This is a genomic window from Streptomyces sp. NPDC001381 (assembly GCF_042895685.1).
Lineage (GTDB): Bacteria > Actinomycetota > Actinomycetes > Streptomycetales > Streptomycetaceae > Streptomyces.
Genome location: NZ_JBIAWO010000010.1, coordinates 56,835 through 75,546, shown reverse-complemented (window position 1 = coordinate 75,546; position 18,712 = coordinate 56,835). Strand labels below are relative to the sequence as shown.

Annotated in this window: 17 protein-coding genes; 3 read left to right on the top strand and 14 right to left on the bottom strand. The window is 71.1% G+C overall.

All coding sequences use genetic code 11. The annotated features are described in order from the left end of the window. Window positions 1–117: 117 nt before the first annotated feature. On the bottom strand, window positions 118–1,323 hold the full coding sequence (ftsY, locus tag ACFY2L_RS32205; protein ID WP_390661316.1) for a signal recognition particle-docking protein FtsY: 1,206 nt from the start codon (window positions 1,321–1,323) through the stop codon (window positions 118–120). A 123-nt stretch (window positions 1,324–1,446) separates the two neighbouring features. Here ftsY and ACFY2L_RS32200 point away from each other — a divergent pair, with 123 nt between their 5' ends. Then, the gene (locus tag ACFY2L_RS32200; RefSeq protein WP_390824117.1) at window positions 1,447–2,415 is read left to right on the top strand and encodes an LLM class flavin-dependent oxidoreductase; all 969 of its coding nucleotides are present in this window, start codon (window positions 1,447–1,449) and stop codon (window positions 2,413–2,415) included. Window positions 2,416–2,505: 90 nt separating this feature from the next. Here the strand turns inward: ACFY2L_RS32200 and ACFY2L_RS32195 are convergent, their stop codons facing one another. The 4 genes from ACFY2L_RS32195 to ACFY2L_RS32180 form a co-directional block, all read right to left on the bottom strand. Continuing rightward, window positions 2,506–3,924 (bottom strand): sugar porter family MFS transporter, encoded by a 1,419-nt coding sequence (locus ACFY2L_RS32195; RefSeq protein ID WP_390661318.1) that lies wholly within the window; start codon window positions 3,922–3,924, stop codon window positions 2,506–2,508. Window positions 3,925–4,088: 164 nt separating this feature from the next. Further along, the gene (gene smc, locus ACFY2L_RS32190; protein WP_390824116.1) at window positions 4,089–7,685 is read right to left on the bottom strand and encodes a chromosome segregation protein SMC; all 3,597 of its coding nucleotides are present in this window, start codon (window positions 7,683–7,685) and stop codon (window positions 4,089–4,091) included. Between the two features lie 265 nt (window positions 7,686–7,950). Further along, complete coding sequence (locus tag ACFY2L_RS32185) at window positions 7,951–8,154, bottom strand: hypothetical protein (protein ID WP_352341352.1); 204 nt, start codon at window positions 8,152–8,154, stop codon at window positions 7,951–7,953. A 379-nt stretch (window positions 8,155–8,533) separates the two neighbouring features. Then, window positions 8,534–8,815, bottom strand: coding sequence for an acylphosphatase (locus ACFY2L_RS32180; RefSeq protein ID WP_390661320.1), 282 nt, complete (start codon window positions 8,813–8,815; stop codon window positions 8,534–8,536). A gap of 168 nt (window positions 8,816–8,983) precedes the next feature. On the opposite strand from ACFY2L_RS32180, the gene ACFY2L_RS32175 reads away from it, so the two are divergent. Beyond that, window positions 8,984–10,102, top strand: coding sequence for a CAP domain-containing protein (locus tag ACFY2L_RS32175; RefSeq protein ID WP_390661321.1), 1,119 nt, complete (start codon window positions 8,984–8,986; stop codon window positions 10,100–10,102). 63 nt (window positions 10,103–10,165) lie between these two features. On the opposite strand, the gene ACFY2L_RS32170 is transcribed toward ACFY2L_RS32175, so the two are convergent. Then, the gene (locus ACFY2L_RS32170; RefSeq protein ID WP_390824115.1) at window positions 10,166–10,753 is read right to left on the bottom strand and encodes a flavodoxin family protein; all 588 of its coding nucleotides are present in this window, start codon (window positions 10,751–10,753) and stop codon (window positions 10,166–10,168) included. A 136-nt stretch (window positions 10,754–10,889) separates the two neighbouring features. On the opposite strand from ACFY2L_RS32170, the gene ACFY2L_RS32165 reads away from it, so the two are divergent. Further along, window positions 10,890–11,291, top strand: a complete 402-nt coding sequence (locus ACFY2L_RS32165) for a winged helix-turn-helix transcriptional regulator (RefSeq protein ID WP_390661323.1) — start codon at window positions 10,890–10,892, stop codon at window positions 11,289–11,291. On the opposite strand, the gene mutM is transcribed toward ACFY2L_RS32165, so the two are convergent. The 8 genes from mutM to recG all read right to left on the bottom strand — a co-directional run bounded on the left by mutM (window position 11,264) and on the right by recG (window position 18,574). After that, the gene (mutM, locus tag ACFY2L_RS32160; RefSeq protein ID WP_390661324.1) at window positions 11,264–12,124 is read right to left on the bottom strand and encodes a bifunctional DNA-formamidopyrimidine glycosylase/DNA-(apurinic or apyrimidinic site) lyase; all 861 of its coding nucleotides are present in this window, start codon (window positions 12,122–12,124) and stop codon (window positions 11,264–11,266) included. The two genes, ACFY2L_RS32165 and mutM, sit on opposite strands and share 28 nt — an antisense overlap. Window positions 12,125–12,195: 71 nt before the next feature. After that, window positions 12,196–13,035: a ribonuclease III gene (gene rnc / locus ACFY2L_RS32155; protein WP_390661325.1), complete on the bottom strand. Its 840-nt coding sequence runs from the start codon at window positions 13,033–13,035 to the stop codon at window positions 12,196–12,198. A 7-nt stretch (window positions 13,036–13,042) separates the two neighbouring features. Next, a complete protein-coding gene (rpmF, locus tag ACFY2L_RS32150; protein ID WP_003951102.1) occupies window positions 13,043–13,216 on the bottom strand; it encodes a 50S ribosomal protein L32 in 174 nt (57 codons plus the stop codon). Between the two features lie 2 nt (window positions 13,217–13,218). Further along, complete coding sequence (locus tag ACFY2L_RS32145) at window positions 13,219–13,872, bottom strand: YceD family protein (RefSeq protein WP_390661326.1); 654 nt, start codon at window positions 13,870–13,872, stop codon at window positions 13,219–13,221. Window positions 13,873–14,022: 150 nt separating this feature from the next. Next, a complete protein-coding gene (locus ACFY2L_RS32140) occupies window positions 14,023–15,108 on the bottom strand; it encodes an ATP synthase F0 subunit B (protein WP_390661327.1) in 1,086 nt (361 codons plus the stop codon). Between the two features lie 58 nt (window positions 15,109–15,166). Then, window positions 15,167–15,646 (bottom strand): pantetheine-phosphate adenylyltransferase, encoded by a 480-nt coding sequence (coaD, locus tag ACFY2L_RS32135; RefSeq protein WP_390661461.1) that lies wholly within the window; start codon window positions 15,644–15,646, stop codon window positions 15,167–15,169. A 26-nt stretch (window positions 15,647–15,672) separates the two neighbouring features. Further along, entirely contained in the window at window positions 15,673–16,257 is a 585-nt protein-coding gene (gene rsmD, locus ACFY2L_RS32130; protein ID WP_390661328.1) for a 16S rRNA (guanine(966)-N(2))-methyltransferase RsmD, read from the bottom strand. 106 nt (window positions 16,258–16,363) lie between these two features. Further along, window positions 16,364–18,574 (bottom strand): ATP-dependent DNA helicase RecG, encoded by a 2,211-nt coding sequence (recG, locus tag ACFY2L_RS32125; protein WP_390661329.1) that lies wholly within the window; start codon window positions 18,572–18,574, stop codon window positions 16,364–16,366. Window positions 18,575–18,712: the final 138 nt, after the last annotated feature.

The following is an 18,712-nucleotide window of genomic DNA, read 5'->3' as shown; positions in this document are numbered from 1 at the left end:
CGGACGCCCTGCGGCCCGGCCGCGAGGTGCCCGCGTACACGGCGAAGCGCCCGCTCCCACTGCACCTGGGGGCGGGCGCTTCTCGCGTCACCACATACGGAGGTCCGGAGGTGGTGGTCAGTCTCCGATAAGGGCGTCAACGAACGCCTCCGGCTCGAACGGCGCCAGGTCGTCCGCGCCCTCGCCGAGCCCCACGAGCTTGACCGGGACACCCAGCTCGCGCTGGACGGCGACGACGATGCCGCCCTTGGCCGTGCCGTCGAGCTTGGTCAGCACGATGCCGCTGATGTCGACGACCTCGGCGAAGACCCGGGCCTGGACGAGACCGTTCTGGCCGGTCGTGGCGTCGAGGACGAGCAGCACCTCGTCGAGCGGGGCGTGCTTCTCGACGACCCGCTTGACCTTGCCGAGCTCGTCCATGAGCCCGGTCTTGGTGTGGAGCCGGCCGGCGGTGTCGATGAGGACGACGTCGACGCCCATCTCCTTGCCCTCCTTGACCGCGTCGAAGGCGACGGAGGCGGGGTCACCGGCCTCCGGCCCGCGCACGGTGTGGGCGCCGACCCGCTCGCCCCAGGTCTGCAGCTGGTCGGCGGCGGCGGCGCGGAAGGTGTCGGCGGCGCCGAGGACGACGGTCCGCCCGTCGGCCACGAGGACGCGCGCGAGCTTGCCGGTGGTGGTGGTCTTGCCGGTGCCGTTGACGCCGACGACCATCACGATGCCGGGCTTGCGGTCCGCGGGCTCGGTCTTCACCGTGCGGTCGACGTCGGTCCCGACCAGCTTGAGCAGCTCGTCGCGCAGCAGCCCGCGCAGTTCCTCGGGCGTACGGGTGCCGAGGACCTTCACCCGCTCGCGCAGCCGCTCCACGAGCTCCTGGGTGGGCAGCACGCCGACATCGGCGGTGAGCAGGGTGTCCTCGATCTCCTCCCAGGTGTCGTCGTCCAGGTGCTCGCGCGAGAGCAGCGTGAGCAGGCCCTTGCCGAGGGCGTTCTGGGAGCGGGAGAGACGGGCGCGCAGGCGCACCAGGCGGCCTGCGGTGGGCTCCGGGATCTCGATCCCGGGAGCCTCGACAAGGGGCGGTTCCTCGACCGCGACTCCGGTCGAGCCGCCGTCGGGCAGGTCCACCTCCTCGATCGTGCGGCGCGGTTCGTCGCGCGGCGTCTCGGCCTCGTCGCCGACGTGCGGCTCGGCCGGAGGCGCGGTGATGTCGGGCGCGGCGGGGGGCGGCGGGGGCAGCGGCTTCTTCCGCCGGCTGCCGACGACGAGTCCGCCGAGCACCGCGAGCACGACCACGGCGATGACTACAGCAAGGATGACGGTTTCCATAACGCGTCCAGTATCCATCCCTCCCCTGGCGGGGGCCCGGCTCCCCGGGGCGGGTGTCTCGCACCTCTGGTCACCTGACGGGTCGTCAGCTACGGTCCCTCCACATCCGCGAAGGGGGTCCCCATGCCCGTCACCGTCGTCCGTTTCAATCTCGTCGCTCCCGGCGCCCGTCCCGCGGAGCTGGGCGAGCGCTACCGGGCCGCGCTGGAGATGGCCGCGTACGCCGACGCGCACGGGGTGACCACCGTGCAGACCGAGGAGCACCACGGGGTCGACGACAACTGGCTGCCGTCGCCGTTCGTGTTCGCCGGGGCGGTGCTGGGGGCGACCCGGCGGCTGGCGGTCACGGTGTCGGCGGTGATCGGCCCGCTGCACGACCCGCTGCGGCTGGCCGAGGACATCGCCGTACTGGATCTGTTGAGCGGCGGACGGCTGGTCACGGTCGCCGGGATCGGATACCGGCCGGAGGAGTACGCCCGGGCCGGGGTGGACTGGGCGCGGCGGGGCCGGCTCCAGGACGAACTGCTGGAGACCGTGCTGGCGGCATGGACCGGGGAGGAGTTCGCGTACCGGGGCCGTACGGTACGGGTCACCCCGCGCCCCGCGTCCGACCCGCACCCCCTCCTGCTGGTCGGGGGCTCCTCCCGGGCCGCCGCCCGCCGGGCCGCCCGGCTCGGGCTGCCCTTCTTCCCGAGCGCGCACCTGCCGGAGCTGGAGGCCTACTACAAGGAACGGCTCGTGGAGTACGGGACCGAGGGCTGGACGATGATGCCGGCCGCAGAGACCCCGTTGCTGCACGTCGCCGAGGATCCGGACCGGGCGTGGGCGCGGTACGGCGGGCACTTCCTGCACGAGGCGCGGACCTACGCCTCCTGGCAGTCCGGGGAGATCCGCTCGGCGGTGCGGTCGGGGGCGTCGACGGTCGAGGAGCTGCGGGCGGAGGGGGTGTACCGGATCCTCACGCCGGACGACTGCGTGGCCCAGGGCCTCGACAACCTCGTCCTGCATCCGCTGGCGGGCGGGATGCCGGTGGCGGAGGGGTGGCGGAGTCTGCGGCTGTTCTGCGAAGACGTGCTGCCCCGGCTCGGGTAATGAGCCGGGGCGGCACGTCTTACGGGTGTCGAGGAGCGGGCAGCGGGGATGTGGCCCGGCTCCTCGAGTCCGAGGGCCTCCGGTGGAGGCTCAGCCCATCTCCTCCAGCGCCTTGCCCTTCGTCTCCTTGACGTACCTGAGGACGAACGGGACGGAGAGGGCGGCGAAGGCCGTGTAGATCACGTAGGTGACGGAGAGGTTCCAGTCGGCCAGCGACGGGAAGCTCGCGGTGATGGCCCAGTTGGCGATCCACTGCGCGGAGGCGGCCACACCGAGGGCGGCGGCACGGATCCTGTTCGGGAACATCTCGCCGAGCATGACCCAGACGACCACACCCCAGGACAGGGCGAAGAAGAGGACGAAGACATGGGCCGCGATCAGGGCGGTCCAGCCCTGGGCGGCCGGCAGCTTGCCGTCGACCAGGTCGAAGGAGAAGGCCCAGGCCTCCAGGGCGAGGCCGATCACCATGCCGACCGAGCCGATGATCGCGAGCGGGCGGCGGCCGACGCGGTCCACGAAGATCATCGCGATCACGGTGCCGACGATGTTGATGATCGACGTGGTGAAGGAGTAGAAGAACGACTCGGTCGGGTCGACGCCGACCGACTGCCACAGCGTCGAGGAGTAGTAGAACGCGACGTTGATGCCGACGAACTGCTGGAAGACCGACAGGCCGATGCCGATCCAGACGATCGGCTTGAAGAAGAAGCCGCCGCCGAGCAGGTCCTTGAAGGTGGACTTGTGCTCGCTGTTCATGGCGTGCTCGATCTCGGTGACCCGGGCGTCGAGGTCGGCGGAGTCCCCCTCGACCTCGGCGAGGATCTCGCGGGCACGCTCCCGCTTGCCGACGGAGATCAGGAAGCGCGGGGACTCGGGGATGGCGAAGGAGAGCAGGCCGTAGAGGACGGCCGGGACGACCATCACGCCGAGCATGACCTGCCAGGCCTCCAGGCCCATGAGCTCACCGCGCTGGTCACCGCCGGCGGCGTTCAGCAGACCCCAGTTGACCAGCTGCGAGACGGCGATGCCGATGACGATCGCGGCCTGCTGGAAGGAGCCGAGCCGGCCTCGGTAGGCGGGCGGGGCGACCTCGGCGATGTAGGCGGGGCCGATGACGGAGGCCATGCCGATGGCGAAGCCGCCGACGACGCGCCAGAGGGCGAAGTCCCACAGGGAGAAGGGCAGGGCCGAGCCGACGGCGCTGACCGTGAAGAGGACGGCGGCGATCTGCATGACCCGGATACGGCCGATGCGGTCGGCGATCCGGCCGGCGGTCGCGGCGCCGATGGCGCAGCCGATCAGGGCGATGGCGATGACCTGCGCGAGGGCTGCGGAGCCGATGTCGTAGCGGTCCCGGATGGCCTCGACGGCGCCGTTGATCACGGAGCTGTCGTAGCCGAAGAGGAATCCGCCCATCGCCGCTGCCGCCGCGATGAAGATGACGTGCCCGAGATGATCGGGGGGAGCCGTCCTGGCTCCTGACTTCTCTGCCTGCGTGGTGCTGGTCACGTTCAACTCCTAAGGCCATCGGCAACGCTGCCTGAAGGCAAGAACAACGTTGCAGACCTTATGCCTTCAAGTTCCGAAACCACCAGGGGGGGTGATGTGAGAAAACTGGCACCAGTGAGGAGATTGCGTTCAAGGATTGAAGAAGCGAAACCGGGGTAGGCGGGCTAGCGCAGCCGCTGGCTGATCACCTTCGACACGCCGTCGCCCTGCATGGACACGCCGTACAGCGCGTCGGCGACCTCCATGGTCCGCTTCTGGTGCGTGATCACGATCAGCTGCGAGGACTCCTGCAGCTCCTGCATGATGCGGATGAGCCGCTGCAGGTTGGTGTCGTCGAGGGCGGCCTCGACCTCGTCCATGACGTAGAACGGGCTGGGCCGGGCCTTGAAGATCGACACCAGCATGGCGACGGCCGTCAGCGACCGCTCACCGCCGGAGAGCAGGCTGAGCCGCTTGACCTTCTTGCCCGGCGGCCGGGCCTCCACGTCCACACCCGTGGTGAGCATGTTGTCGGGATCGGTCAGGACGAGCCGGCCCTCGCCGCCGGGGAACAGCCGGCTGAAGACGCCCTCGAACTCCCTCGCCGTGTCCCGGTACGCCTCGGTGAAGACCTGCTCGACGCGCTCGTCGACCTCCTTCACCACCTGGAGCAGGTCGGCGCGGGTCTTCTTCAGATCCTCCAGCTGCTCGCTGAGGAACTGGTGACGCTCCTCCAGCGCGGCGAACTCCTCCAGCGCCAGCGGGTTCACCTTGCCGAGCTGCTGGTACGCCCGCTCGGCGGCCCGCAGCCGCTTCTCCTGTTCCGCGCGGACGAAGCGCACGGGCTGGTTGCGCGGGTGCTCGGGATCCTCCGGCAGCACCTCGCCCTCGGCGGGCGGGGAGGGCGGGACGAGCTGATGGGGGCCGTACTCGGAGACGAGCCCCTCCGGCTCCACGCCCAGCTCGTCCAGCGCCTTCGCCTCCACCTGCTCGATCCGCAGCCGCTTCTCGGCACCGAGGACCTCGCCGCGGTGGACCGAGTCCGTCAGCTTGTCGAGCTCGGCCTTGAGATCGCGCCCGGCGGTGCGGGCGGCGGCCAGCTCCTGCTCACGGCGCGCCTTGGCGGCCTCGGCGGCGACGCGCTCCTCGTCCGCCCGGCCGAGGGACACCTCGACATGCGCGAGCAGCTGCCGCGCGCCGGAGGCGACGGCCTCGGCGACGGCGGCCTCGTGCCGCAGCCGGGCCCGCCGCTGCTCGGCACGCGCGCGTGCCTCACGTTCCGCACGCGCGGCCCGGTCCAGCGAGTCGGCCCGTCCGGCCAGCCCCTTGACCCGCTCCTCGTGGGTACGGACCTGAAGCCGCGCCTCCATCTCGGTCTGGCGCGCGTTGGCCCCGTCGGCGGCGAGGCGGTCCCGCACCGAGGTGTCGGGCTCCTCCTCGACGGGCATCTCCTCGGCCACGGCCAGCCGTTCGGCCAGCTCCTCGGCCTCTTCCACGGCCCGGTCGAGCGCCTCCTGCGCCCGCGCCGCCGCCGCGGTGGACCGCTCGGCCTCGCCCGCGGCACCACGGGCCTGGCCGGCCAGCCGCCCGAGCTGCTGGGCCACGGCCGACTTCTCCCGGTCGGCGGCCCGGCGCCGCTCGCCCAGCTCCTCGACGAGCGCGGCACACTCCCTGCGCCGCTCCCCCGCCACGTGCTGAGCCTCGGTCAGCTCCGCGCACCGCACGGCCAGCTCCTCGAGCTCCGCGGCGGCCTCGTCCACGGACGCCTGCACCTCGAGGAGGCTGGGCGCCCCGGCGGAACCCCCGTGCGCGAAGTGGGCGCCGAGCAGGTCGCCCTCGGCGGTGACCGCGACGAGGTCGGGGTGGGCGTGCACGAGGCTCTCGGCGGCCTCCAGGGTGTCGACGACGACGATGTTGTGAAGGAGGCGGCGTACGGCGGGGACGAGCTCGTAGGGGGCGCGGACCAGGTCGATGGCGAAGAGGGGAGCGCTTCGCGGTGGCGCGTCCGCGGGTCCGTCCTGGCCGGCCGTGCCGTGCCACGCGTTCGTCGGGGGCGCTTCGGGTGCGCCGGCGAGCAGGAGCGCCGCCCGTCCGGCGTCCTGTTTGCGCAGCAGGCGGAGCGCCTCGGCCGCCGAGGCCGGGGTCGTGACGGCGATCGCGTCCGCGGCCGCTCCGAAGGCGGCGGCCAGCGGCACCTCGTATCCGGGTGTCACCGTGAGCAGTTCGGCGGCCGGGCCCAGCAGACCGGTGAGACGGTCCTTCGCCCCGAGCAGCGCCCCCGTGCCGTCCTTGCGGCGCAGCCCCAGCGCCAGGGCCTCGTGCCGGGCCCTGGTCGCCGCGCGGTCGCGTTCCGCCGCGGTGGCCGCCTCGCGGGCGGCGGTGAGGGCGGCCTCGGCCTCGGCGAGCCGCCGCCTGGCCGTCTCGTGCCGCTCGGCCAGTTCGGCGTCCCCCGCGTCGAGGCCGTCGACCTCCGCCTTGAGGGCCTCGTACTCCTCCTGCGCGGCGAACGCCCGCTCGCGGGCCTCGTCCCTCGCCGCTGCCAGGCGGTCGATCTCGGCCTGCGCGGAGGCGGCGCGCGAGCGGGCCGCGTTGACCTGTCCGTTCAGCCGGGCCAGGCCCTCGCGGCGATCGGCGATCGCCCGGGCGACGTCCTTCAGCCGCCGTTCCTCGGCGGCGAGTTCGCGCTCCAGGTCGGCCCGGTGGGCGACGGTGTCGTCGAGGGCGCGCTGGGCCGCTTCGAGGGCGGCCTCCAGCTCGGCCTCCTGCTCACGGATCCGGGCGGCCTCGCGCTCCATGTCCTCGGGGTCGCGGCCGCGCCGCTCCTCGGGGGGTGCGGAGGTGGCGCTCTTCACGCGGGCTTCGGCGAGGGAGATCGTGCCGCGGACGCGTTCGGCGAGCTGGGACAGCTCGTACCAGGTCTGCTGGGCGCGCTGGAGGCGCGGTGCGAGCCGGCGGACCTCGTCCTCCAGGAGCGCCTCGCGCTGGAGGGCCTTCCTCAGCTCCTGCTCGGCGGCCTCCTTGCGTTCCTTGAGCGCCGCCTCGTCGGCCACCTCGGCCTGGAGCGCCTCCCGGAGCCGTACCAGGTCGTCGGCGAGCAGGCGGAGGCGGGCGTCGCGCAGGTCGGCCTGGATGACGGCGGCCCGCCGGGCGACGGCGGCCTGGCGGCCCAGCGGCTTCAGCTGCCTGCGCAGCTCGTCCGTCAGGTCCTGCACGCGTGCGAGGTTGGCCTGCATCGCGTCCAGCTTGCGGAGCGCCTTCTCCTTGCGCTTGCGGTGCTTGAGGACGCCCGCCGCCTCCTCGATGAAGGCGCGGCGGCCCATCGGGTCGGCGTGCAGGACGGAGTCGAGCTGGCCCTGGCCGACGATGACGTGCATCTCGCGGCCGATGCCGGAGTCGGAGAGGAGGTCCTGGATGTCGAGGAGCCGGCAGGTGTCGCCGTTGATCTGGTACTCGCTGCCGCCGTTGCGGAACATGATCCGCGTGATGGTGACCTCGGCGTACTCGATGGGCAGGGCGCCGTCGGAGTTGTCGATGGTCAGGGACACCTCGGCGCGGCCGAGCGGGGGGCGCCCGGTGGTGCCGGCGAAGATGACGTCCTCCATCTTGCCGCCGCGCAGCGACTTCGCGCCCTGCTCGCCCATGACCCAGCTGAGCGCGTCCACGACGTTGGACTTGCCCGAGCCGTTGGGCCCGACGACACACGTGATCCCGGGCTCGAACCGGAGTGTGGTCGCCGAGGCGAACGACTTGAACCCTCGGAGGGTCAGGGCCTTGAGGTGCACGGCGCTGGACTCTACCTTCCGGGGTCGTCTCACACGATGAACGCGGGGCAACCCCGCGGTTTCACCCATGAACGCGCAGGGCACACCACACGTTAAGGAGAGGGAAGGGCGGGGCGAAGACGGTCGGGGACGGCACGGAAGACGCGGGGGGAAAGAGAGAAGGGACGCCGAAGCGTCCCTTGCAACTTCTGACAACTAAGCGGTCCGACGCGGTTGAATGGATTCGCCCAACCGCTGCGCGTGCTGTCGTGGAGCGGTGCAGCGATCAGGTGAGCGCAGGCTCCGCCTGGTGTGCGTCGATGCTCTCCATGAACCTGTCGTGAGAAGCGGCAGCCGTCAGAGCGTCGTTCTCGGCCTGGATCCGTACGAGCTCGGATTCGAGGTCCTGGACGCGCTGCTGGAGCCGTCGCATCTCGGCGAGGAGCCGCGGGTCGGAGCCGCCGACGTAACCGAGAAGCGCCTTTGCCATGATGGATGGTCCTCCACACTGAGTGACCGACCGAAGCGGTGTGGGTCGTGAGGGATTCGCACCCGCGGAGCTTGGCAGGATCTTGTTCGTGCTGCCGTTCATCCATGCCAAACAGCTAGGTGCGCGGGGTGCTTTCAGCGTCTCACCAAAAAGTTTGACGGTCAACACGATCACGCCCCGTATTGGCGGGCAACCCGCTCGCACACGGCCGTGACGGCAGCGTTGCGACTCCTGCGGGACCCCCGGGGCGTGGCGATCATCCTTGCGTGCGGAGCCTGCCACCGCAAGCGATTCTTGGCAACCACCTGCTCATTTCTGCTGTGGGCACATGCCGGTGGCACGAACCTCCGCCGGTGCGGGCGCTCTCCGCACGCGGCGGTCAGCGGATCGCGAAGCCGTCGTAGCCGCCGCGAGGTGTGTCCCATATCTCTGTGACTCCGTCCACGCGCCCGGGCGTGTCGTCACTCTCGAGCCACTCCAGCAGGCCTTCACAGCCCTCCCGGGCCCCTTCCGCGACCACCTGGACCCGGCCGTCGGCCAAATTGAGAGCAAAGCCACTCAGGCCGCCGATCTCCAGTGCCTTGGCCCGCGTGAACCAGCGGAATCCCACGCCCTGCACGCGTCCGCGCACCCAGGCGACCAGCCGTACATCCTCGCTCATGGGTGCAACCTAACCGGGCAATGTCCCTCGGGGCACTTCCTCCCCCGGCGCCATGCGGTACCGTCCCGACCCAATGATTCTCATATGAAACTCACTCGATCGGGTGAGCTGGGTTACTCCCAGGGATCGTGTGAGACGGGTTGACCGATGGACGAGGAAGGCAAGGACATGGGACGCCACCGACGCTCCGCCGCCGGCCGCGCCGCCACGGGCCGCGCCACGGGGGTCACCGAGACGCACGGCTCGTACACGGCAGGCAGCGACCCGAGGGACTCGTACCCGGACGGCCCGGACACGCTCGGCATCGCGCCGTACCTGCACCAGGAGGCGTACGCCGACACCGTCGCGCGAAGCCGCGAGTACCTGTACGCGACGGACGACGAGTACACCGCCACGACGATGTTCGCGGCCGACGGCTTCCGGCCCGACGGCAGTGCCGCGCGGCCGGGCTCCGGACCGGGCGGCCCGGGCCGCCGCCGCCGTAAGAAGAAGGCCGCCACCCCGGTCAAGACGGGCCTGCTCGGCATGTCCGCGGCCGTCGCCCTCGGCACCGTCGCGGTGGCCACGGGCGTGGTGCCCGGGCTGGAGAGCTACCGGCTCGGCGGCAGCACCGGCCCCGGCGACAACGTGCAGGCCGCCGACACCCCGAGCAACGCGAACTCCGAGCAGGGCGGCACCTCCGGCTCCGCCGACGCCGGCCGCTCCGGCACGTCGACGAGCCGCGACGCCGGCCGCTCCACCTCGCCGTCCCCGTCCGCCTCCAAGTCCTCGGCCTCGGCGTCGCCGAGCAAGACGGCCGAGAAGAAGCCCGAGGTCACGCCCTCGGAGGAGCCGGAGACCACCGCGTCCAAGTCGAAGGCGGCCACCAAGGCGCCCCAGAAGTCCGAGTCCCCGGTGACGGTCTCGGCCGAGGCGCAGGCCGCGGCCGAGGTGCTCAAGCTCGTCAACGAGGAGCGGGCCAAGGTCGGCTGCAGTGCCGTCTCCGCGAACAGCTCCCTGTCCGAGCTGGCCGAGAGGTTCAGCGACGACATGGCCGCGCGGGGCTTCTTCGACCACACCGACCCGGACGGGCTGACCCCCTGGGACCGGGCCGGGAAGGCCGGCATATCCGGCCTCGGGGGCGAGAACATAGCCCGGGGCCAGGCCGACGCGGCCGCCGTCATGGAGGCCTGGATGAACAGCCCCGGCCACAAGGCGAACATACTGAACTGCGACTTCAAGACGCTGGGTGTGGGCGTCCACTTCGGGTCCGGCGGACCCTGGTGGACCCAGGACTTCGGCTACTAGGCCCGCCAGGGCCGCGGAGGGGGTCCCGGCCGGGGACTTGCGCCGGGGAGACCGCAGAAACGATCATGCAGCCTGGGTCCGGCCGGTCAGGAAGATCTTCGCCGTCTCGGCGACCCGCCGGCCCAGGTGCTCCGCCGTCGCGACGTCGGCCTTGTGGACGGCCTCGGCACCCTCGTCGACGTTGGTCTGCGCGGCCGCGCCGAGGAACACACCGAGACGGTTGAGGTCGTCCTCGGAGGCGGTGGAGCTGTTCCAGCCGGGCAGCAGGCCGAGGTTGACCCAGTGCATGCCGAGCTGCGCGGCCAGGATCTGGAAGAACTGCAGGGTGTGCAGCTTGTCGCCGCTCTTGGAGCCCGAGTTGGTGAACCCGGCGGCCAGCTTGTCCTTCCACGCCTGGGTGGCCCAGCGCGCGGACGTCGCCTCCGCGAAGGCGTGGAAGGCGCCCGACGCCGTGCCCATGTAGGTCGGCGAGCCGAACACGATCGCGTCCGAGCCGTCGAGCACCGTCCACTGGTCCTCGGTGATCTCGTCGACCTTGACCAGATGCACCTCGGCACCGGCCTGGACGGCACCGGCGCGGACCGCCTCGGCGAGCACGACGGTGTGGCCGTAGCCGGAGTGGTAGGCGATGGAGACAACAGGGGTCGTCACGTGCGTACTCCTCAGGAAAGGTGAGATACGGGAGCTGCGAACGGATACGCAGCTCACCGGCGATGACGAAAGGAAAGCACTAACTTCTGGTTAGTGCAACCTGTCGGTTAGCGCTGCCTTCGCGTACGCTGGGGGCATGACCAGCACCCAGGAGCGCACGGAGGACATGGACCTCCCGTACAACGTGTTCGCCAAGGCCTGCCCGTCGCGCGGCACGCTGGAGCACGTCACGGGCCGCTGGGGCGGCCTGACGCTCGGGGCGCTGTACGAGGGTTCGCTGCGCTTCAACGAACTGCGCCGCCGGGTCGACGGCGTGAGCGAGAAGATGCTGTCCCAGACCCTGCACGCGCTGGAGCGCGACGGCCTGGTGCACCGGCACGCACAGCCGACCAACCCGCCGCGGGTGGACTACGAACTGACCCCGCTGGGCCGCGAGGTCGCCGAGCGGCTGCTGTCCCTCATCCACTGCGTGGAGGGCCGCATGGACGACGTCCTGGCCGCCCGCGAGCGCTACGACGGGACGCGCGGCGCCCTCTGACACCTCGGGCAGAAGTAGCTGGAGCGGTTCATCCACGGCCGCCGGCGCATCGGCGTGCCGCACCGCTTGCAGGGCAGCCCCTCCCGCCCGTACGCGTCCAGGGACCGGTCGAAGTAGCCCGACTCGCCGTTGACGTTGACGTAGAGGCTGTCGAAGCTGGTGCCGCCGACGGCGAGCGCCGCGTTCATCACGTCCCGGACGTGCCCGAGGAGTTCACGGGTGCGGGGCCGGGTGAAGCCGGCCGTCGGGCGGTCGTAGTGCAGGCGGGAGCGCCACAGGGCCTCGTCCGCGTAGATGTTGCCGACGCCGCTGATCAGGGACTGGTCGAGCAGGGCCCGTTTGATGGTGGTCCGCTTGCGGCGCAGGGCCTGGTGGAAGGCCTCGTCGTCGAACAGGGGATCGAGGGGGTCGCGGGCGATGTGCCCGATGACGTCGGGCAGGCCGTCGTCGGTGGTGTCGTGCAGCGAGAGACCGCCGAAGGTGCGCTGGTCGACGAAGCGGAGTTCGGTGGCCAGCGCGTCGGCGAAGCGCACCCGGATCCGCAGGTGCTTCTCGTCCGGCGAGCCCTGCGGCTGCACCAGCAGCTGGCCGCTCATCCCGAGGTGGGCGAGGATCGCCTGCCCGGTGTCCTCCAGCGGCAGCCAGAGGTACTTGCCGCGACGGCTGGGGGTGCCGATGCGATGGCCCTTGAGCCGGTGCGCGAAGTCGTCGGCGCCCGCGAGGTGACGGCGTACGGCACGCGGATGCAGCACCTCGGCGTCGGCGACCGTGCGATGGGCGACCCATCGCTCCAGGCCGCGCCGGACGACCTCGACCTCGGGCAACTCGGGCATGGGATCCCCCGGATGCGCGGCGCCCGCCCCCCCCCGTCGGGAAGGGCGGGCGCCGTGCTGTCGTGTTCCGATCAGGCGGAGGCGGACTCGGACTCGGTCTCGGAGTCCGCGACGGCGTCGGCCGCCGCGACGGCCTCGGCCGTCGCCGCCGCCTTGGCGCGCTCGTCCGCCGCGGCCCGGATGGACCGCCAGGCGGACTCGGCGGCCTGCTGCTCCGCCTCCTTCTTGCTGCGGCCGGTGCCGGTGCCGTACGAGACGCCTCCGACGCGGGCGGCAGCAGTGAAGGTCTTCTCGTGGTCGGGGCCGGTCTCCGTGACCAGGTACTCGGGCACGCCGAGCCCTTCGGTCGCGGTGAGCTCCTGGAGGCTGGTCTTCCAGTCCAGGCCGGCACCGAGGTTCGAGGACTTCTCGATCAGCGGGTCGAACAGGCGGTGCACCAGTTCGGAGGCCGCGTCGAGGCCCTGGTCGAGATAGACCGCGCCGATCACCGCTTCGAGGGTGTCGGCGAGGATGGACGCCTTGTCCCGGCCGCCCGTGCCCTCTTCACCGCGGCCGAGCCGGATGAAGGAGCCCAGGTCGAGGCCGCGACCGACCTCCGCCAGCGCACGCGAGTTGACCACCGCGGCCCGCAGCTTGGCCAGCTGGCCTTCGGGCAGGTCGGGGTGGGTGCGGTACAGCGTGTCCGTGACGACGAGGCCGAGCACGGAGTCCCCGAGGAACTCCAGCCGCTCGTTCGTCGGCAGGCCGCCGTTCTCGTACGCGTAGGAGCGGTGGGTCAGCGCACGCACCAGAAGGGCGGACTCGAGCCGGTAGCCGAGCCGCCCTTCCAGAAGCGTGTGGGACGAGGCCGTGGTGTCCGCCTTTTTCTTGGCGGTCGAGTCCGCCTTGGCGTCAGACATGAAGCCTCTCACCAGCCGCTCAGACCTCGAGGACCTGGCGCTTGTTGTAGGTGCCGCAAGACGGGCACGCGATGTGCTGCTGCTTGGGCTCGTGGCAGCGCTCGCACGCAACCAGGGTGGGGACCGCAGCCTTCCACTGCGACCGGCGGTGGCGCGTGTTGCTGCGCGACATCTTCCGCTTCGGAACAGCCACGGCTACTTCTCCTGCTTCTCGGCGGCGCGTGCTGATCGAGGCGCGTCGCCGCTCATCTCGTCCTTCTCGCCGTCTTCGAGTGAACCGGCGAGTCCCTGCAGTGCCGCCCAACGGATGTCGACGGCGTCGTGGTGGTGGTCCGGGTCGTCCGCCAGCCGGGCTCCGCACTCGGAGCACAGGCCGGGGCAGTCGTCCTGGCACACCGGCTGCATCGGCAGTGCGAGCACCACCGCATCGCGCAGCACGGGTTCGAGGTCGAACAGGCCGTCCTCGATGAAGAGCCTGTCCTCGTCTTCCTCGGCGTCGTCGGCCGGTTCCGCCTTGGGGCGGCCACGGTCGTCGGCGTCAGGGTACGAGAACATCTCCTGGAAGTCCGCTTCGAGTTCGAGCTCGAGCGGCTCCAGACACCTTACGCACTCCCCCTCGGCCCGTGCACGGGCGGTGCCTGTGACGAGCACCCCTTCCATGACCGACTCGAGGCGGAGTTCGAGCTCCACCGGGGCGCCTTCCGGCACTCCGATGACTCCCTGGATACCGAGGTCCCTGGGGGCGTCGATCTCACGGGTCAGGCGCTGCAGCGCGCCAGGACGCCGCCCCAGCTCGTGTGTGTCGAACACGAGAGGGTTGCGGTGGTCGAGGCGGGCGTTCAGGGCCATTCCTGCTTTCGATCTTCTCAGCTCGGGGCGCTGCCCTTCGTGTTCCCGGGCAGCGGTGATCGCGGACGTAGGCGCGACCGAAGAGCCAGGATACTGGAGCTTTCGCCCACAGCCCAATCCGGGCCCTCCCCGAGGGCAGCTCCCCTGTTTCTACAGGCCGCGGCCCTGTTCGTAGGCGCGCAGCTGCTCGGCGCTGATCATGCCGGTGTCGAAGAGGCTGGTCTCGTCGAGGGCGTAGCCGACCTGCTGGTCCTGGCGCTGTGGTTCCTGGTGCTGCTGGGCCTGCTGGGGGACCTGGTTCGGGTCGTAGGCCGCCTGGTGGGTGTCGTAGCCCTGGTACGCGTACGGGTCGGCCTGCTGGTAGCCGTAGGGGTCCGCCTGCTGGCCGTAGCCCTGCTGCTGGCCCCCGTAGCCGCCGGCGTACGGGTCCGGCTGCTGCTGGTAGGCGTAGGCCTCCTGCTGCTGGCCGTACGGGCTCTGGGCGGGCTGCTCGGCCGCGGTGTCCTGCTCGGCGAGGGCGGCCAGGTCGGCGAGGTAGTCGGCGTCGGAGGAGTGCTGGTAGGTCGAGGTGTCCTCGGCGAGCGCGCCGAGGTCGTCGGTGGCGATCCGGCCGTGCAGCTTCTGCCGGCCCTTGCCGACGGCCTCCAGGGTCTTGGAGAGGACCGCCTCGAAGGCGCCCAGCTTGGCGTCGACGTAGGCGTCGGCGTCGCGGCGCAGGGTCTCGGGGTCGTGGCTGCGCTCGGGGGCGTCGTCCTCTTCGGGGTCGACGTAGCCCTGGTCGTCCAGCCCCGGGCCGGTGCCCAGCAGCTTCTCGCGGCCCCGGCCGACGGAGCCGATGGTCTTGGTGAGGACGACCTCGAAGTTGGCGAGCTTGGAGTCGACGTAGTCGTCGGCCTCGGCGCGGATGTCCTCGGCCTCCTTGCGGGCCTCGGCGAGGATGCGGTCGGCCTCGGCCTGGGAGCGGCGGGCGATCTCGGTGTCGGAGATCAGGGAGCCACGCTCGGCGTGCGCGGTGGAGATGATCCGCTCGGCTTCCTGGCGGGCCTGCTCGACCATCTGCTCCCGGCCGCCGATCAGCTCCTGCGCCTGGGCCAGCGAGTCGGGCAGGGCCGCGCGCACCTCTTCGAGCAGGGCGAGCAGCTCGGCGCGGTTGACCACGCACGAGGCCGACATGGGCATCGACCGGGCACTGGAGACCGCCGTGACGATCTCGTCGAGCTTCTTCTGCACGTCCACCGGTTGCTCGCCACTCTCTACAGCTGTGTTGGAGACGGACGGGACGACTGTAGTCCCATCAGTCCTTGCGCAGGCGCTGGTTGAGCGCCTCCAGGACGACCGGCGGCACCAGGTGGGAGACGTCGCCGCCCCAGGTCGCCACCTCCTTGACCAGGGAGGAGGACAGGAAGCTGTAGGTGGGGTTGGTCGGCACGAAGAGCGTCTCGACCCCGGACAGCCCGTTGTTCATCTGGGCCATCTGCAGCTCGTAGTCGAAGTCGCTGACCGCGCGCAGACCCTTGACGATGGCGGGGATGTCGCGCTGCTTGCAGAAGTCGACGAGGAGGCCGTGGAAGGCCTCGACCCGTACGTTGCCGTACTCGGCGGTGACCTGGCGGATCAGGTCGAGTCGCTCATCGACCTCGAACAGGCCCTTCTTGGACTTGTTGATCATCACCGCGACATAGACCTCGTCGTACAGACGGGAGGCGCGGGAAATGATGTCGAGGTGTCCGTTGGTGATCGGGTCGAACGACCCGGGACAGACGGCGCGGCGCACTAGTGATCCCTCGCTCTCCGGTCCGGTCATCGTGCGTCTTCGCACGTAGAGGCGGCGCGACCGTACCAAAACGTTCCCTCGCCGTAGCGACGGGCCCGGAGCGCTTCGAAGCCGTCCGGCCAGTGGAACTCCCCGCCTCTGGTGCTGCGCTCCACGGTGACGAGGGCATCGGCCGCGAGCCAGCCCCCCGAGCGGAGTGTGAGGAGAATCTCCCGAAGATCGTCGTCCGTGACGGCGTACGGCGGGTCGAGGAAGACTAGGTCGTACGGCTCCGCGGGAGCCGTCTCGATGACCTGCCGCGCCTTGCCGGCGCGGACCTCGGCTCCGGGGAGCGCGAGGTTTCTCACGTTCTCCCGGATGACGCGGGCTGCTCTCGCGTCGGCCTCCACGAGGAGGGTGTGGCCCGCGCCTCGGGAGAGGGCCTCCAGACCGACCGCTCCCGAGCCGGCGTAGAGGTCGAGGACTCGTTCGCCGTCCAGGGGGCCGCCGAGGAGGGACTGCCAGGTGGAGAAGAGACCTTCGCGAGCGCGGTCGGAGGTGGGACGGGTTCCGGTGCCTGGCGGTACTGCGAGGCGACGTCCGCCGGCTGCGCCGGCGATCACGCGGGTCATCTTCGGTCCTTGTTCGTGGGCGGCTTTACGTTCAGTGTGGCTGGTCGCGCCCGGGCGGCGGTAGCGGCATGTCGTATGCGGCCCGGCGCCCCCGAGGCAGGTCCACTCAGCCCTTCTCCAGGTACTGCTCCCTCTCGTCGTCCAACAGGGCGTCCAGAGCCGTCCGCAGGGCCGGGAACCGCTCGAGCTCCGGATCCGCCGCGACCACCTCCACCGCCTCCTGCCTCGCCTCCGCGATGACCTCCTCGTCCTCGATCACGGCCAGCACCCGCAGCGAGGTGCGGGCGCCCGACTGGGCCTGGCCGAGGACGTCGCCCTCGCGGCGCTGTTCGAGGTCGATGCGGGAGAGTTCGAAACCGTCGAGGGTGGAGGCGACCGCGTTCAGGCGCTGGCGGGCCGGGCTGGCCTCCGGCATCTCGGTGACCAGCAGGCAGAGGCCGGGGGCCGAGCCTCGGCCGACGCGGCCGCGGAGCTGGTGGAGCTGGGAGACGCCGAAGCGGTCGGCGTCCATGATCACCATCGCGGTGGCGTTCGGGACGTTGACGCCGACCTCGATGACGGTCGTGGCGACCAGGACGTCGGTCTCGCCGGCGGCGAAGCGGCGCATGACCGCGTCCTTGTCGTCCGGGTGCATACGGCCGTACAGGACTTCGATCCTGAGATCGTGCAGGGGGCCTTTCGCGAGCTGGTCGGCCACGTCGAGGACGGCGAGCGGGGGGCGTTTCTCGGCCTCGTCCTCAGCGGACTTCTTCGCCTTCTTCGGGTCGGCGGGTTCGTCGACGTCGTCGCCGATGCGCGGGCAGACGACGTAGGCCTGGTGGCCGTTGTGGACCTCCTCGCGGACCCGTTCCCACGCGCGGGCCAGGAAGTGGGGCTTGTCGGCGGCCGGGACGACGTGGCTGGCGATGGGTGAGCGGCCGGCCGGGAGCTGGTCGAGGACGGAGGTCTCCAGGTCGCCGAAGACCGTCATCGCGACCGTGCGCGGGATGGGGGTGGCCGTCATGACGAGGAGGTGCGGGGGCTGTCTGCCCTTGCCGCGCAGGGCGTCGCGCTGTTCGACGCCGAAGCGGTGCTGTTCGTCGACCACGACCAGGCCCAGATCGTGGAACTGGACCTTGTCCTCGATCAGGGCGTGTGTGCCGATGACGATTCCGGCCTCGCCGGTGACGAGGTCGAGCAGGGCCTGGCGGCGGGCCGCGGCGCCCATGGAGCCGGTCAGCAGCACGACCTTGGTGGCCTGCTCGGCCCCGCCCAGCATGCCGCCCTCGGCCAGCTCGCCCATCATCTCCACGATCGAGCGGTGGTGCTGCTGGGCGAGCACCTCGGTGGGGGCGAGCATGGCGGCCTGTCCGCCCGCGTCGACGACGGCGAGCATGGCGCGCAGGGCCACCAGGGTCTTGCCCGATCCGACCTCGCCCTGGAGGAGGCGGTGCATCGGATGGTCGGTCGCCAGGTCGTCGAAGATCTCCTGGGAGACCTTCCGCTGGCCCTCGGTGAGCGTGAAGGGCAGGCGGTCGTCGAAGGCGGCCAGGAGGCCGTCGGGGGACGGTCTGCGCGGGACCGCCGGGAGTTGGGCGTCGGCGTGGCGGCGGCGGGCGAGGGCGACCTGGAGGACGAAGGCCTCGTCCCACTTGAGACGGGTGCGCGCGTCGGCGATGTCGGCCTTGGTGTGGGGGCGGTGGATCTTGAGGAGGGCCTCGGGGAGAGTGGCAAGACCGCGGCCCGCACGCAGGGTCTCGGGGAGGGGGTCGACGGCTTCCTGGGCGCTGGGCAGGACGGTCTGGACCGCCTTGCCGATCTTCCAGGACTCCAGCTTGGCGGTGGCGGGGTAGATCGGGATCAGGGCGCCCGCCCAGGTCTCGACCGTCTCCTCGCCGTCACCGCGCAGCAATTCGTAGGCCGGATGAGCCAGTTGGAGGCGGCGGTTGAAGACCGAGACCTTGCCGGCGAACATCGCGCGGGTGCCCGGCAGCAGTTCCTTGTGGGGTTTGTGCACGCCGTTGCCGAAGAAGACCAGCTGGAGCCGGCCGCTGCCGTCGGTGATGGTGACTTCCAGCCGCTGGCCCTTGCCCCGGGGGGCCTTGGCCGAGGCGAAGGAGTGCAGGCGGGCGTCGGCGACCATGGCGACCACCGTGACGTGCTCGTCCATGGGGAGGTCGGCCAGGTGCGTGAGCTGGCCGCGCTCCTCGTATCTGCGGGGATAGTGGTGCAGGAGGTCGCCGACGGTGTGCAGGCCGAGGTGCTCGGCCATCACCTTCGCGGTCGGTGGGCCGAGCACCTTCTTCAGCGGTTCTTCGAGTGCGGGCACGAGATCCATTGCACACCACGTCACTGACATTGCCGTATATGTGTCCTGAAACCCCTGGTCAGACGGCTCGTTCGGGCTCTAGGATGACGCGCTCCGCCATCATCCGCGGTCACCGCCCCACCGGGACCGCCCGACCCCGCGCCGTGC